The sequence below is a fragment of the Nostoc sp. UIC 10630 genome, assembly GCF_010747425.1.
Taxonomy (GTDB): domain Bacteria; phylum Cyanobacteriota; class Cyanobacteriia; order Cyanobacteriales; family Nostocaceae; genus Nostoc.
The window spans coordinates 1-14,353 of the sequence record NZ_JAAGOG010000193.1; the positions used below are offsets into that span (position 1 = coordinate 1).

The window sequence follows — 14,353 nt, forward strand, 5'->3', positions numbered from 1 at the left end:
TTCAACAATATGCAATCAATTATTTTCTTAAATAAAATAAACATCAAGTATAGTATCTATGTCAAAATTAATCAAGAATAAAAATTAATAAAATCACAGTCTACCACTTTCAAATAAGTTGGAAAAATTAATATAGTATCTTGTATTGTAATATGATAATATCGATTGATTATAATACTACTAAAAATTAATCGTTATCTGGAATTAAAGAGTTTAATAAAACGTTGTCTACAAATAGCATTTGTCTCAGCCTGGATGCAAATTATCGTCTCAAACTGTCTTATTACTAATTCTGTAAGGTTGTTTCAGAACAAGGAGATTTTGCCCCTTGTTTCACCAAGCAATCTTGATTTCTTACAGTTTTGCAAAGAATTGTTATGAAATTTTTAATTGTGGATGAAAGAGTATCAATTAAAAGTATTTATAGGTTTTAGTTAATACTAAATCACAAATTTTTTTAACTGAAAATATGCATGTTAAATGCTTATCAGCAAATAACATGATTTTTTTTAGTGTTTTTTGATAACGAGCAAGTGCTGGGGGCAATGGCAGGAAAGATTCTCTTTGTGAGATACTTCCGCGCTCCATAAAAACCCCCTGTTTTTGCTAGTTTATAGATATTGACAAAAAAAACACGTTTTGTGCTTTAGAGATTGGACTTACTTTTAGTAAGTTCAATGCTAATTTTGCCACCAAAATCTGGAATAGGTGCAGCAGGTTTGCTCAGAATAACTTGGACTTGTGTTACACGATCGCACTCTTGGAGAATAGAATCTGCGATCGTTGCTACCAATTTCTCCACCAAAGCAAACTTAGACGTTTTGACCAGATGTTGTATCAAGCTAATGACGCTGCGATAATCTAAAGTGTCTTCGATCGCGTCAGTTTTGGCCGCTGTGGAGATATCCAACCATAACCTCACATCCACCTCAAACCATTGTCCTAGCACCTGTTCTTCTGGTAAATACCCAGTGTAGCCATAGCAGCGAATTCCCGTTAAATGAATGCAGTCCATAAAAGTTTGAGAGCAAATTGGGCATTTTGTAGAAAGTGGAGCAAGAAAGTATCGAGGATCGGCTTCCCTCCCTTGGACTTCTTTTCACCAAACTTTCCCAGATGGATTTTAAATTAAATTTCCCTAAACAAAATCTAAAATTTCAGATTGTTTTATAGCTATGTTTGATTTAATGCCGATCGCTTATAGGAATGTTAATCAACTTTGGGCTTACATTTTAACAGAGACACTAAAGCGGTTGGGATTGACTTGTGCCATCATTTGTCCTGGCTCACGCTCCACACCCTTAGCAATAGCCTTTGCTCAACAAGCACCTGAGATTGAAGCGATTTCCATTCTCGATGAACGTTCAGCCGCCTTTTTCGCCTTGGGACAAGCTCAAGCAACCGGTCGCCCTGTAGTACTAGTTTGTACCTCTGGTACAGCAGGAGCAAATTTTTATTCAGCAGTCATTGAAGCTTCATATAGTCGCGTACCACTATTGATACTAACTACCGATAGACCGCCAGAATTGCGAGATTGTCACTCTGGGCAAACCGTAGACCAGTTGAGATTATATGGAAACTACCCAAATTGGCAAACAGAGTTAGCCTTACCCTCCGCCGATCTGGGAATGCTAGCTTATCTGCGACAAACAGTAATTCATAGCTGGGAAAGAGCGCAAACTCCTACAAAGGGGCCAGTACATTTGAATATTCCCTTTCGCGATCCTTTAGCGCCTGTTCCTGATGGAACCGACTTGAGTTATTTGCAATCACTGTTTGAATCAGAAGACTTCTTTGTAGGAATAGCAAACTCATCTCCCATTCCCCATTCCTCATTCCCCATTCCCCAACTATGGAAAGAATGCGATCGCGGTATCATTATTGCAGGTGTTGCCCAACCGTCACAACCAGAAGAGTATTGTAGAGCGATCGCGCAACTTTCCCAAACTCTCAAATGGCCCGTGCTAGCTGAGGGGCTTTCTCCAGTGAGAAATTATGCCGAACTCAACCCTTATTTGATTTCCACTTATGACCTGATTTTGCGAAATCAGCAACTAGCAAAGCAGCTAGCGCCCGAAATGGTGATTCAGGTGGGTGAAATGCCTACGAGTAAAGAACTGCGTACCTGGATAGATGCAACGCAACCACGACGTTGGGTAATTGACAAGAGCGATCAAAACCTCGACCCTTTGCACGGGAGGACAACGCATTTACGGATATCTGTAGAAGATATAAAAGTAGAGGAGATAAATTTATCTTTCTGTTCAGACTATGGAAAGCAATGGTGTGATGCGGAAGCGAAGGTCAGATTAGTTGTTGATCAGACGATGGGGAAAATAGATGAAATCATTGAGAGTAAAGCAGCGTGGTTAATTTCTCAGATTTTACCGCCAGGAACGCCTTTATTTATTGCCAATAGTATGCCTGTGCGGGATGTGGAATATTTCTGGAAACCGAATAATTTAGGAGTGCGATCGCACTTTAACCGAGGTGCAAATGGCATCGATGGCACATTATCCACAGCTTTAGGAATCGCCCATCGCCAGCAAAGTAGTGTGATGTTAACGGGAGATTTAGCTCTGTTGCATGACACCAATGGGTTTTTAATCCGCAATAAGTTTGTCGGACATCTCACGATTGTGTTAATCAACAATAATGGCGGTGGGATTTTTGAAATGTTACCCATTGCCAAATTTGATCCACCATTTGAAGAATTTTTTGGCACTCCCCAGGATATTGATTTTGCTCAGTTGTGTGCTACTTATAATGTGCAGCATGAATTGATTACTTCTTGGCAGCAGTTGCAGCAAAGATTAAACCCATTACCAACTAAAGGGATACGGGTTTTAGAGTTGCGGACAAATCGTAAAGCAGATGCCAAGTGGCGACAAGAGAATTTAATAAAGTTTGCCGCAGATGTTATAATATAAACCATTCTATTAAAGTTGGCTTAATCACGGTACATAAAATATGGTGATTAGGTAAAATTATTGTGGTGTGAATAACCTTAAAATTAGAATTCTTCTGGTTCTGAAGAGGTTATTTCCCTAAAAATCTCTCTATTAATATCAAACTCTATATTACTATCAAAATCTCCGTAGCTTACTGATACCAGCAACAGATATTGAGGCAATGTTCTGTTTTGTATATCAAGTAAATCCTCAAATTCATAACCTTTTATACGCTGGATTAAATGTTGGTTAAAATCTAAGTCTAATCCTCGAAAGTATCTAAATAATATTTGGTAAGCCAATGGAATAGAAAATTGATATATACTACTATTTGCCTCTATGGGTAACTTATTTTGGGCTTTATTTTGACTAAAATAATCTGGAACTTTGTCTCTAATAATTGATTCTACTATGTGAATAGGGACAACTACTGCATGATTTTGTTTTGCAGTTGAAGGAAAAAATGAATAGTCATGAAACTTTTCGATAGATTTATTATCATATAGTAATAGCATAGGATATTGAACATTGCTGCTAATTATATTCAATTGTCTAGCTTTAATCTCTTGAAACTTTCTCTTATTCTTATGTATTATTTTTGCTTCGAGAGAAGTAACTCCCTCAAAATAACGGTTGCCAGGATGCGTAATTCTAACAATAAGCCCTATGTCACCAAATTTAGTTTCAGATTTTCCAGTAAACTTATACGCTGCTGAATTAATCTTGATTGTCAATGAAGATAGACCATTAATTTGAATATCACGAAATAGTTTTCTATATTCAAAAACTATTTTTCTGGTAATGTAATCTTCTGACCAATCTGAAGGATAACTATCTAATATTTGTTGCCGACAAATATTTTCTAATTCACTGTATAATGTCATAAGTGACATTTGTAAAATACCCATACTTTTGAATTTTAAATTAATAAAACTTCCATTTTTAGTTTACCCAGTTGCTTGTATAAAATTGATGAACTGAAAAAAAAGAATGAGTGATCGCTCTCCTTTTCTGTGTGAGATTTACCCTTTTAGTTAACCTTGTTTGTAACAACCTTTCCAAATCCGCGATCGCAATCTCAATTCCAACAACCTTCTTAAGCAATTTCACCAAATAGTCCTTTTAACAGTCGCAGGACGAGCGATCGCACTTTTTCTTCCAGCGCTTCCTGATATACCCGTGTGTCTTCCAGCAATACATACATCAAAGTTTTGTAGCTATGAGAATTTTACCGGGTGCGATCGCTCTCCTCTACGTATCTGGGTGAAACTTACCCTCTTACTTGACCTTGTAACCACCCTTCCAAATCAGCAAGAGTAGAGAAATCCAACAAAGCATCACCTAAAGCTTCCAACTGTTCCACTGATAACCCTTGAATTTGAGACAGAAGCGTATCAGGAATATTACCCGCACGCCGATTTAATAGTCGTAAAATGATTGTTCTTTCTCCTTCTTCCTTTGCTTCCCGAATAGCCCGTGGTTCTTCCAAATTCAGTCCCAACATCGTTGCAATCTCCTCTCGACTAAGGTTAGAAAACTTGTAAACAATAATCGTTGTAATTAAATCAATTATCGCTTGCTCCGATTGTTGCTGTGCTTGCTCCAATAAAAACCGCGCCCCTTCCACTACTTCTGTTTCAGAAGTTATATTTGTCAGCAACATCAAACCCAATCCCAAAGGTTGTTGTCGCAAATCCCCTAACTCATCTAGATAAACCCGCCTGACTTGACCATTTTCTAACAAAGCGCGGTGAATCGTTGAGTTAGAAGGTTCCAAGCTGCGAGAAGCAAAAATTATTACCCCAAACCAGTCATCGTAACGGATAGAGTTGCGGTAGAGAAACAAAAATAATTCGCTGAAGAAGCGGTGATATAAGTCTTCGTCCTTCTGAAACTGGACTTCAGCAAAAAAGACGGTTTTGGAAACTGCATCAGCTGGAGGTAAAAATACTCCATCAATCCGAAACGCTGTTTCTTTCACCTCAACTGATTCAAACTGGTAGTTTTCCGCTTCTGAAGGTGGTTCATCTACTAATTCAAACAGCAATCCTGGAAATTGCTTAAATAATTTGTAGAAGATGGTGTCACGTCGCATTTTTATTCCTCAACACCCAGACAATTACCAGATTGTAAAGGCTTGAGACAACAATTTAGCCTAGGCGTAGCCCACCGCAGGTATCGCATGTCCCTACGTCCGCGATAAAATTCTCAAGCACAACAGCGCACTTCATACCAATGCAAATTAACTGGCAAACGGCCAAAACCTACGAAGACATTCTGTATCAAAAAACTGATGGCATTGCAAAAATCACCATCAACCGTCCCCATAAACGCAATGCTTTCCGTCCTGAAACAGTCTTTGAACTGTATGACGCCTTCTGCAATGCTCGTGAAGATACTACCATTGGCGTTGTCCTATTTACTGGTTATGGGCCACATACTGATGGCAAATATGCCTTCTGTTCTGGTGGCGATCAAAGCGTGCGCGGACATGCGGGTTATGTGGATGATACTGGTATCCCTCGCTTGAATGTGCTGGACTTACAACGCCTGATTCGTTCGATGCCGAAAGTAGTGATTGCTCTAGTGGCGGGATATGCGATCGGTGGCGGACACGTTCTACACTTGATTTGCGACCTTACCATCGCTGCCGATAACGCCATTTTTGGACAAACTGGCCCGAAAGTCGGCAGTTTCGATGGTGGTTTTGGAGCCAGCTATCTCGCCCGCATCGTGGGACAAAAAAAAGCTAGAGAAATTTGGTTTCTCTGCCGCCAATATGATGCACAACAAGCGCTAGAAATGGGCTTAATTAATTGCGTCGTCCCAGTCGAACAACTAGAAGCGGAAGGTATTCAATGGGCGCAGGAGATTTTAGAAAAAAGTCCGATCGCAATTCGATGTCTCAAAGCCGCCTTCAATGCTGATTGTGACGGACAAGCTGGTTTACAAGAACTCGCTGGCAATGCCACCTTACTCTATTACATGACAGAAGAAGGGTCTGAAGGCAAACAAGCTTTTCTCGAAAAGCGTCCACCAGATTTTCGCTCTTTTCCTTGGCTACCTTAAAATTGCAAAAATCGCACCCTTTATTGAGGTGCGATTTTTGCAAATGTCAACTTTTATGGCACTAAATATCTTAAAAGCAAATCTTATCTTAAGCAAACTACAAAATTGGTTCAGTAATAATGGATAACTAAATAAACACTGCTTCAGTCTTGGCCTCTTCAGAATATATAGAGGCAGTTATTTCTTCTACAGGAGCAGGAGCAGCATGATCTAAATCTGAAGCCGGGGAATGAGAACAAGCTAAAACTGGCCTTGCATCTGGCAAAGTCCAAGCATCTTCCAAGGTTTCCCAAGAAGGTGCAAAAGGTGGGAGCGCCAAGGAGCAAGCCTTCCAAGTTGCTTGGACTGGCGCTCCCAACTGCTGGCATGTTCCACCACGGCGACCTTCTGGCTGGTAATGACGGCAATATTTACAGGCAGATGCTAAAAATTTAATAGGTTTCATTCGGATTCATCTTTAGTGCCGTTTTCGGCTGAATTTCATCTTTATATTTTGCTTCTATATATAAAGAGGGAAAAAAGCCAAAAAACCATTATTTTCTATAGCTTTCAGCGATCCCGACGAAAAAATAAACTTTAGGATATTTTTATAATCTTGTTATATTTATAAATAATCTGGAGAGTGATTACCTATTGATTTTGGCTAAAACTTATTAGGGATCAAGATTAAAACTAAAGCTTTTGATTTATTTAGCCTTTTAACTTCCTCCTTAAGGATGGCTTAAGGCATATAATTTCAAATAAATAGTCTGGTTTGTATACCACGTTTGGTATATTTTAGCTGTAAAACATCTTTTTTCTCAAGAATTAGAACGAACTTCTCTAGATGGCGGCAGCAAATTACTTTAAGATAAATTCTGCTCAAGGAATAATCGCTGAAATATTTTGCGTTCAATTCAAGTCAAGACTGACTCGCTTTAAAACTGTTTAGCAGCACAGACAGAACAGACTGCCCAGCGCTGAAGTTCGCCGGGAGGGGTGGGAGATTCACATTGAGGACAAAGGGGTAAGCCATGCGATCGCGATCGCATAATCTTCGTCCAATGCCCAAAAGCAGCATTTACATCCTTGGTGGGTGTAACATCAGGGCGGCTAATCTCATCACCAAGGTAACTGGGATGCTCGTGGGGCAAAACCGTTTGTTGCTGTTTTCTCTCGACAGATGGATTCTGCCAGCTAGCAGTAGAGAAGCGAATATCAACCAAAGGTGTTGGCAGTATTTTATTCAACTTTAAAAGCAGAGACGTGCGACCAAAAGTCAGGTTTTGCGCCCAAGCAGCACTAGAAGTTGCTACCGACAAAACATCGCGTTGAATCGACAATGGTCGAGTATTTGCGGCAACCACTGGGCCAACAACACTTACCCAACACTTGAGCAAGTGTTGAAATGGTTGCTCCTGCCATTTAGACTGCTTTTCCAGAACGCCTAAAATATCATTAATTGATTTCAACGACATCATTCAAAGTGCTAAGTGAGGAGTTAGGAGCAGGGTAGACAAGGAGAATAAGCATTTCTAATTCCCAATCTATCTATTTAAATAATTTTCGCTAATATTGTCAGAAATATATCTATAGTTATTCCAGAAATCTACGTTTGAGGCACACAGGCAATGACTCAAAACCCCCTAAACGATTCCGGTACTCAATCGTCTAAAACGCCTGGGTTGAAACCAGCACTAACAGCAGCACTAGCAAGTTTAGAAGTACCGCTAGATCAAGAGTTAGCTCGATACCGACGCACGCGAAATGGTTTAGTGTCATCAAACCAACGCCGAGTTGCAAGTTACATGAGCAGTCAAACCCAGTCTTTGACTGCCATTCCTACAACATTGGGAACAACTCAGTCATCAGTAACGGAAATTAAAACTAACGTGCCGCCTGCTGTACCTGTGAATCATCAGGGAACCCCAGCACCAGTTACAGAAATTGACGTACCACCAGCATCTTCTATAGTTGTGAATCATGAGGTGAACCGAGCGCCAGTTACGGCAAATACCGAAGAACCAAATAATCTCAATGTGCCCTCTACCCAAGATTCTGCTAAAACACAAACTCAACTTCCACCGCCACCGCCCAATTTTAGTAGCAGCATCGTGCCAGCAATTGTTAAAGATACTAAGAGCGAAAATCTTTTGCAGACAGATAACACCCCTAAGCACCCAGATGACTACTTAGAATCTAGTGAAGCACTACTGCGAAGTCTGACAGAAGAACAACCAGAAACCCAAAAAACAAGCAATTCTAGTGACAGTCTGCTATCACCTTTAGGTATTGGCTCAATGTTGCTGCTATTGTTAGCAAGTCTTACCTTGGGTTATGTAGTATTCAATCCCAAAGGCTTGCCTCAATGGAATTTAGGCAAGTTGTTTAACGGAAACTCGTCTCCCGCGCCAGGAAATACTGAAGAAGTTGGGAGTAATGTCCTACCTCAGATCCAGCCACCAAGCACATCATCTATGTATCCCAATCTTGCGGCCCAAGAGTTTCCTGATGTGAGAGATCCTAATGATCTAGTTGGCTTACAACCTAAAGTCCAACCAACCGTCGCAGTAGTGCCTAATCCAGCCGTTCGCCAAAACCCTGTAAATCCTCAAGCGCCATTGTCTAACCCCAATACAGCCCTAAAACCGACAAATCCGATCGCTTTAGCGCCAGTACCAACTGTACAACCCTTGCCTCCCCTAAATTTACCTCCCATTTCAACGGCAAAAACCTCGCTCCAGCAAATCGCAGCCTCACCAAAGCCTAATGCAGAAATCAAACCAGCAACAGATGGGTTCTACCATGTCGTGATAGATAATAAAGGTGCAGCTTTTGCTTCAGCACGGCAAGTAATTCCTGATGCTTATTTATCACCCAACAAAGAATTGATTTATCTCGGTGCTTTTAAGACTAAAGAGCAAGTACAAAAACAGATGCAATTATTACAGACAAAGGGAATTAAGGCACGAGTTCAGCAACCATAAGTTGCAAAAATCTACGATACCATGAGATAACAGTCCTGACTTATGAGTGCTGTTAGCAGATAGCTAAGGTTTAGCCCGTGCTGAGTAGTAGATACAAAATCTGACTTGTTTATGACACTACGACAAAAATTTTATACTCAATTAAATTACTGAGTATTCAGCACTTCATAACTACCCTACTACAAATTTTTCTACTCATTACTCAGCACTCATTACTCAGCATTGAGTTTCGTGAATGGAGAGCCGATATGGAATTAATCAAGCGTATTCTGCGGGTGATTCGCGCTAATCTCAATAGTTTGATCGGTGGTGCAGAAGATCCAGAAAAGATTTTAGAGCAAACTGTCCTAGAGATGCAGGAAAATCTGGTGCAGTTGCGTTCGGGTGTAGCACAAGCGATCGCTACCCAGAAACGCACCCAACGACAGGCGGCGGCTGCCAACTCTCAAACAGAAGAATGGTATCGTCGCGCCCAATTGGCCTTACAACAAGGCAATGAACCTCTAGCACGTGAAGCTTTGACTAAGCGCCAAGCTTATAAAGAAACCAGTACAGCCCTCTTTTCTCAGATAGAGCAGCAAAACGATATAGTCGCTAGGCTAAAAAAGGATATGCGATCGCTAGAGTTAAAAATTTCCGAGGCGAAAACAAAAAAAGATATGTATATTGCTCGCGCCCGTTCCGCAGAAGCCTCTTCTCGCCTCCAGGAAATGCTTGGGGGAGTTTCTGCTACCAGCAGTCTGAGCGCCTTTGAGCGTATGGAAGAAAAAGTTTTACAAATAGAAGCTCATTCAGAAGCGATCGCTCAACTCGGTAGCGACGACTTGGAAACACAATTTACTTCCTTGGAATCTACTAATAATGTGGATACTGAATTAGCCGCGATGAAGGTGCAGGTTTTAAATCAGGCAGAAAACACACAGCACAACAATCTGCTTACCGAGGAGAAGCAGAATACGGCACAGCCTCCCCAACAGCAGTTACCCAAAACTCAAGACTCTTGAAGTTCGGCTAATTACCCCAGTTTGGAGATATCTTAACAATTAAGAGTTGTTATAACGTACTGATTCCAACCGGAAAGATTACATTGAAATAGGTAGCTATTAAAAAGTAAAAAAGCTAACTGTCCAGCAAAAAGCGTAAACCAAACAAGGAAAAACAAAGTTATGGGATTATTCGATCGCATTAAGCGCGTAGTTAGTTCTAACCTCAACGACCTGGTTAACAAAGCCGAAGACCCCGAAAAAATGCTAGAACAAGCCATCCTGGAAATGCAGGAAGACTTGGTGCAGCTGCGTCAGGGAGTAGCCCAAGCGATCGCCGCCCAAAAACGCAGTGAGAAACAGTACAATGATGCTCAAAATGAAATCAATAAGTGGCAACGCAATGCTCAACTAGCCCTACAAAAGGGTGATGAGAATTTAGCACGGCAAGCCCTAGAACGGAAAAAGACTTATACTGACACCAGCGCCGCCCTCAAAGCTAGTTTAGATACCCAAAGCACTCAAGTTGAAACCCTCAAGCGCAACTTAATCCAGCTGGAAAGCAAAATTTCTGAGGCTAAAACCAAGAAAGAAATGCTTAAAGCTCGGATCACAACTGCCAAAGCCCAAGAGCAACTCCAAGGCATGGTGCGTGGGATGAATACCAGCAGTGCAATGTCTGCCTTCGAGCGGATGGAAGAAAAAGTCTTGATGCAAGAATCCCGGGCCCAGGCATTAGGAGAGTTAGCAGGCGCAGATTTAGAAACCCAATTTGCTCAGTTGGAAGGTGGTAGCGATGTTGATGATGAATTGGCAGCTTTGAAAGCGCAAATGCTACCACCCGCTACTCCAGTAACTCAAGCACAACTTCCACCCCAACAAGAAACCACTCCTGCTAAGTCTAATGAAGTGGTTGATGCCGAGTTGGATTCCCTACGCAAGCAATTGGATCAACTATAAAATTGCCAGAAAACTTATTTGAGCCAGTCCCACGCCTATTGGTTGTGGGATTTTATATCATTAGTCAATAGTTAACAGTCAAAATAACTATGAATTATTGATTATGGACTATTGACTACTTTGGGATAAAGTATTGTGTGTGCCAACTTTGATCGCCACCGGATGGAGACTGCAATGAGTAAGGCTGTAATCACCATAACTGATGCTGAGTTTGAAACAGAAGTGTTAAAAGCTGAACAGCCTGTATTAGTTTACTTTTGGGCTTCCTGGTGTGGGCCTTGTCAATTGATGTCGCCCATGATTAACTCAGCTGCTAGCAAATATAGCGATCGCCTCAAAGTCGTGAAAATGGAAATTGACCCCAACCCACTCACTGTTAAGCAGTACCAAGTGGAAGGTGTTCCGGCTCTGAGACTATTTCAGGGCCAGGAAGTTTTAATTTCGACTGAGGGAGTCATCGGTAAAGATAAGTTACTCGAACTCTTAGATACGCACTTAAATAGTAATTAGTCAATAGTTAATAGTCCATAACTAATGACTAATGACCAATGACAAATGACTAATGACTAACATGCAATTTGCAAAGCGTTTACAACCCCTGCAATCTAATGTATTTGCTGATATGGACAGAGCCAAGGCAATTGCTTTGGCCGCTGGACAAGAAGTAATTGATTTGTCGTTGGGGTCTTCTGATTTACCAGTCGAGGCGCACGTCATTGAGGCGATCGCCCAATCTCTCCACGATCGCAGTACCCACGGCTATTTGTTGTTTAACGGTACTCTTGCGTTTCGTGAAGCCGCAGCCAACTGGTACGAACAAAAATTTGGCATCAAAGTAGATCCCCAAACTGAGGTACTACCTCTGATTGGTTCTCAAGAGGGTACAGCCCATTTACCTCTAGCATTGCTCAATCCAGGAGATTTTGCCCTGTTGCTCGATCCTGGTTATCCCTCTCATGCTGGGGGAGTCTACCTAGCCAGTGGTCAAATCTACCCGATGCCATTACGGGCAGAAAACGCTTTTTTACCAGTGTTTGCGGATATTCCCGCCCCAGTTTTGGCCCAGTCGCGGATGATGGTATTAAGTTATCCTCACAATCCCACCTCAGCGATCGCTCCTTTATCTTTCTTCCAAGAAGCTGTCGCCTTCTGTCAACAACACAATCTTGCCTTAGTTCACGATTTCCCCTACGTAGATTTAGTATTTCAGGAAACTGGGGAGTGGGCAGATTCTTCTCCCAATCCAAAATCCTTAGTCCCTTCAATTCTGCAAGCTGATCCAGAGAAAAGCGTCTCGATTGAATTTTTCACCCTTTCCAAGTCCTACAATATGGGCGGCTTCCGCATTGGCTACGCCATTGGTAATGCCGAGTTAATTAACGCCTTACGCCAGGTAAAAGCTGCCGTTGATTTTAATCAGTATCGGGGAATTTTAAATGGTGCGATCGCAGCCCTAACTGGCCCTCAAGCTGGGGTAAAATCTGCTGTCGCTATCTTCCAGCAACGCCGTAATGCCTTCATCACTGCTTTACACTCCATTGGCTGGAATGTTCCTACTCCCAAAGCCACAATGTACATCTGGGCAAAATTGCCCTCAGCTTGGAGTCAAAACTCCATAGAATTTTGTACCCAGCTAGTTAAACAAACTGGTGTCGCTGCTTCGCCTGGTGCTGGCTTTGGCAAATCTGGGGAAGGGTATGTCCGTTTTGCCTTAGTACATGAGCCACCTTTATTAGAAACTGCTGTGGAAAGAATTGCCCAGTTCCTTTATTAAATTTCTTCTCAAGCTGAACGCCAAAGATTTTTTGCGGCAAAGTCTATGAATAGAAGACGCAGCAAAGGCGCACAGCCGTGCGCCTCTATAAATCAATACGGTTCAGTTAAGAAATTTATCCGTTGAGGCAGGGGTAGAGAAAAAGCTTATCTGAACCCTATTGCCCTATGAATAACCGTATTCTACTGAATTTCAAATATTTTATCTGTAATTTTTAATATTAGTAATATTGAGAAACCTAAGTAATTAGACGTATAAAAATCTAGAAATATTCTTCATATTTTTATTGATAATCCGAAGTAACTTTACCCAATCAGGTCTTCCTATCTCTTAAAGTGGGTTTGTACGTTCAGCTACCAAAGTTGGCTAACAATGCAGGTGGCGTTTTCAAGCTGCCGTATTGCCAAAAGCCTGTAGTCAAGACAGCCCAAGCCTATAAACGGCAATAGTTTAAAACTTAATTTCCAAACTGACAGAGACTTGAAAAAAATGAAGATGACTTTTCACAAACTTGTAATTGGCGCTTCAATGGCTATTGGTGTGAGCGCGATCGCTACTGTACCAGCACAAGCTGGAACCCTCACCGGCGCTACTATTGGTGGAACAGCAGCCATTGATTACTTAGTATATGATGTATCGGTTAACAGTACTATACTGTTGCCAAATACCCAGACAAACGTCCAGAAAGTCCTAGATGGCAATGCTGCAAACCCCACTGGAAACGTAGAGTTACGAGCCAGCAGTGAGCAGTCTGGTTTTGATTTCAGCAAGAATACCACTTTGACAGGACAAATTGGTGACAAAAGTATTACCTTGAGTAGTCTGACAGCAACAGATTGGTTTAGTACTGGGTCAGGATTAAGTACAAGCTATGGGGCAAATAACTTTGCAAATACTTGGTTTAACCAATTTTATGATGCAGCTGGTCTCGCAAGCAATGAATCTGCAATTAAATTGGCACTAAATCTACCAAGTTTTACTCCTAGCTCGTTTATTCGTCAGCAAGCCTTTAACGCATTTTATGGTATTGGTGGTTTCCAACGCTCTAGCGATCCTAATATCTCTTACGTTAATCAAAATGACACCACTGGCGATATTAAAATTGGGTTAGCGGGTCACTACAATTTAAAAGATTACTATGCGCCTCTATTAGGAAGTTTTGGTAATTTTCTTAAAGATGGATTTCAAGCTAGTGAAGTTGTTAAAGTTACATACAATGGCAAGACTGATTTCCGTTACAGCTTTTCTGCTACACAAAGCGGACTAAGCAACAATTCGGGGCCGGGTGCTGATGGCAAGTCTCACAGTGGTAACTATGAAATCACCATCCAAGGTATACCTCCCGCAGCAGTTCCAGAACCATCAGTCATGCTTGGTCTATTGGGTGTGGCTGGTGTCTTTGCCACACAACGCAAATTGAAAAAAGCATCTATTTAAGAAGATTGCAAGTTTAAAACTACAAATAAAAAAGGGAGCTGTTAGCTCCCTTTTTTATGAATACTTTCTTCCAGTGAGAAAATAATTTAATTTTCTAAGTTATGTATTTTTAATAATATTTCCAAAAAATGAATCCTTTGTAAGAGTCTATGTATTTAGATCCTTGCCAACGTATTTATAACAGCAATCTCGTACAATTGCATTATCTTACAT

At 41.1% G+C, this 14,353-nt stretch carries 13 protein-coding genes; 8 read left to right on the top strand and 5 right to left on the bottom strand.

Features of this window, described 5'->3' with window-relative positions:
* Window positions 1-646 precede the first annotated feature (646 nt).
* Window positions 647-1,015: a dihydroneopterin aldolase gene (gene folB, locus G1O98_RS30605; RefSeq protein WP_163936207.1), complete on the bottom strand. Its 369-nt coding sequence runs from the start codon at window positions 1,013-1,015 to the stop codon at window positions 647-649.
* Window positions 1,016-1,175: 160 nt separating this feature from the next.
* Between folB and menD the strand changes: the two genes are divergently transcribed.
* Window positions 1,176-2,930, top strand: coding sequence for a 2-succinyl-5-enolpyruvyl-6-hydroxy-3-cyclohexene-1-carboxylic-acid synthase (menD, locus tag G1O98_RS30610; RefSeq protein WP_163936210.1), 1,755 nt, complete (start codon window positions 1,176-1,178; stop codon window positions 2,928-2,930).
* An 83-nt stretch (window positions 2,931-3,013) separates the two neighbouring features.
* On the opposite strand, the gene G1O98_RS30615 is transcribed toward menD, so the two are convergent.
* Both G1O98_RS30615 and G1O98_RS30620 read right to left on the bottom strand, forming a co-directional pair.
* Window positions 3,014-3,859: a hypothetical protein gene (locus tag G1O98_RS30615; RefSeq protein ID WP_163936213.1), complete on the bottom strand. Its 846-nt coding sequence runs from the start codon at window positions 3,857-3,859 to the stop codon at window positions 3,014-3,016.
* 362 nt (window positions 3,860-4,221) lie between these two features.
* Window positions 4,222-5,046: a DUF2887 domain-containing protein gene (locus tag G1O98_RS30620; RefSeq protein ID WP_163936216.1), complete on the bottom strand. Its 825-nt coding sequence runs from the start codon at window positions 5,044-5,046 to the stop codon at window positions 4,222-4,224.
* Window positions 5,047-5,186: 140 nt separating this feature from the next.
* On the opposite strand from G1O98_RS30620, the gene menB reads away from it, so the two are divergent.
* Window positions 5,187-6,020 carry a 1,4-dihydroxy-2-naphthoyl-CoA synthase gene (menB, locus tag G1O98_RS30625; protein WP_163936219.1) on the top strand — a complete coding sequence of 278 codons (834 nt, stop codon included), beginning with the start codon at window positions 5,187-5,189 and terminating at the stop codon, window positions 6,018-6,020.
* A 127-nt stretch (window positions 6,021-6,147) separates the two neighbouring features.
* Here menB and G1O98_RS30630 read toward each other — a convergent pair whose 3' ends face one another.
* Together G1O98_RS30630 and G1O98_RS30635 are read right to left on the bottom strand one after the other, a co-directional pair.
* Window positions 6,148-6,465 (bottom strand): hypothetical protein, encoded by a 318-nt coding sequence (locus tag G1O98_RS30630; protein ID WP_163936222.1) that lies wholly within the window; start codon window positions 6,463-6,465, stop codon window positions 6,148-6,150.
* A gap of 472 nt (window positions 6,466-6,937) precedes the next feature.
* Entirely contained in the window at window positions 6,938-7,477 is a 540-nt protein-coding gene (locus G1O98_RS30635) for a DciA family protein (protein ID WP_163936234.1), read from the bottom strand.
* Between the two features lie 153 nt (window positions 7,478-7,630).
* Here G1O98_RS30635 and G1O98_RS30640 point away from each other — a divergent pair, with 153 nt between their 5' ends.
* The 6 genes from G1O98_RS30640 (at window position 7,631) to G1O98_RS30665 (ending at window position 14,140) form a co-directional block, all read left to right on the top strand.
* Window positions 7,631-8,986, top strand: a complete 1,356-nt coding sequence (locus G1O98_RS30640) for a hypothetical protein (RefSeq protein WP_163936225.1) — start codon at window positions 7,631-7,633, stop codon at window positions 8,984-8,986.
* Between the two features lie 248 nt (window positions 8,987-9,234).
* A complete protein-coding gene (locus tag G1O98_RS30645; RefSeq protein WP_163936228.1) occupies window positions 9,235-9,990 on the top strand; it encodes a PspA/IM30 family protein in 756 nt (251 codons plus the stop codon).
* A gap of 162 nt (window positions 9,991-10,152) precedes the next feature.
* On the top strand, window positions 10,153-10,929 hold the full coding sequence (locus tag G1O98_RS30650; RefSeq protein ID WP_012410312.1) for a PspA/IM30 family protein: 777 nt from the start codon (window positions 10,153-10,155) through the stop codon (window positions 10,927-10,929).
* A 174-nt stretch (window positions 10,930-11,103) separates the two neighbouring features.
* Window positions 11,104-11,439 carry a thioredoxin family protein gene (locus G1O98_RS30655; RefSeq protein WP_012410311.1) on the top strand — a complete coding sequence of 112 codons (336 nt, stop codon included), beginning with the start codon at window positions 11,104-11,106 and terminating at the stop codon, window positions 11,437-11,439.
* 61 nt (window positions 11,440-11,500) lie between these two features.
* Window positions 11,501-12,703: an LL-diaminopimelate aminotransferase gene (locus G1O98_RS30660; protein WP_163936237.1), complete on the top strand. Its 1,203-nt coding sequence runs from the start codon at window positions 11,501-11,503 to the stop codon at window positions 12,701-12,703.
* Window positions 12,704-13,192: 489 nt separating this feature from the next.
* A complete protein-coding gene (locus tag G1O98_RS30665; protein WP_163936231.1) occupies window positions 13,193-14,140 on the top strand; it encodes an NF038130 family PEP-CTERM protein in 948 nt (315 codons plus the stop codon).
* Window positions 14,141-14,353: the final 213 nt, after the last annotated feature.

Coding starts and splice junctions, on each gene's coding strand:
- menB (WP_163936219.1), top strand. CDS start 5,187: ATGCAAATTAACTGGCAAACGGCCAAAACCTACGAAGACATTCTGTAT.
- G1O98_RS30635 (WP_163936234.1), bottom strand. CDS start 7,477: ATGTCGTTGAAATCAATTAATGATATTTTAGGCGTTCTGGAAAAGCAG.
- G1O98_RS30615 (WP_163936213.1), bottom strand. CDS start 3,859: ATGGGTATTTTACAAATGTCACTTATGACATTATACAGTGAATTAGAA.
- G1O98_RS30640 (WP_163936225.1), top strand. CDS start 7,631: ATGACTCAAAACCCCCTAAACGATTCCGGTACTCAATCGTCTAAAACG.
- G1O98_RS30630 (WP_163936222.1), bottom strand. CDS start 6,465: ATGAAACCTATTAAATTTTTAGCATCTGCCTGTAAATATTGCCGTCAT.
- G1O98_RS30665 (WP_163936231.1), top strand. CDS start 13,193: ATGAAGATGACTTTTCACAAACTTGTAATTGGCGCTTCAATGGCTATT.
- G1O98_RS30660 (WP_163936237.1), top strand. CDS start 11,501: ATGCAATTTGCAAAGCGTTTACAACCCCTGCAATCTAATGTATTTGCT.
- G1O98_RS30650 (WP_012410312.1), top strand. CDS start 10,153: ATGGGATTATTCGATCGCATTAAGCGCGTAGTTAGTTCTAACCTCAAC.
- menD (WP_163936210.1), top strand. CDS start 1,176: ATGTTTGATTTAATGCCGATCGCTTATAGGAATGTTAATCAACTTTGG.
- folB (WP_163936207.1), bottom strand. CDS start 1,015: ATGGACTGCATTCATTTAACGGGAATTCGCTGCTATGGCTACACTGGG.
- G1O98_RS30655 (WP_012410311.1), top strand. CDS start 11,104: ATGAGTAAGGCTGTAATCACCATAACTGATGCTGAGTTTGAAACAGAA.
- G1O98_RS30645 (WP_163936228.1), top strand. CDS start 9,235: ATGGAATTAATCAAGCGTATTCTGCGGGTGATTCGCGCTAATCTCAAT.
- G1O98_RS30620 (WP_163936216.1), bottom strand. CDS start 5,046: ATGCGACGTGACACCATCTTCTACAAATTATTTAAGCAATTTCCAGGA.